Origin of the sequence: Autumnicola edwardsiae (genome assembly GCF_031846505.1) — a bacterium.
Lineage (GTDB): Bacteria > Bacteroidota > Bacteroidia > Flavobacteriales > Flavobacteriaceae > Autumnicola > Autumnicola edwardsiae.
On the sequence record NZ_JAVRHP010000322.1, the window covers coordinates 1 to 391 of the forward strand.

Sequence of the window (391 nt, forward strand, 5' to 3'; positions counted from 1 at the left end):
CAAAAAAAAGTAAGGCCCTAAAAATGGCAATTATCGATATTCTATTAGTTCGTAGTTTGTAGTTCGGAGTTTGTAGTTCGGAGTTTGAAGTTTGACTGACCTTGCCTGAATATGGTTGCCTTTTTTCAGGTTAATAACTAATCTTAAATATTGGTCTTTGTTCAGCAGTTAACTGCTGAACAAGGTTTGCAAATTCTTGTGGTTTTTTATTTTTTAGTGAACCGTGTGGCCGCTCATTGTTGTACAAATAAACCACCTTTTTTATCATTTTCCGAGCCTCTGTTAATGTTTTTAAAAAAGCATCTCGACAAGCTCGATGTGACAATTTAAAACGAAATCCTGTGAGGTTTTTAAAACCTCGTAGGTTTGTGATGGAAATATTATTCCATCC

1 protein-coding gene is annotated in these 391 nt (G+C 34.8%); it reads right to left on the reverse strand.

The window, feature by feature from the left end; translation table 11 throughout:
- Positions 1-130: 130 nt before the first annotated feature.
- Positions 131-391: integrase core domain-containing protein (locus RM529_RS17865; RefSeq protein WP_311486076.1), on the reverse strand; the 261-nt coding region annotated here is incomplete at its 5' end.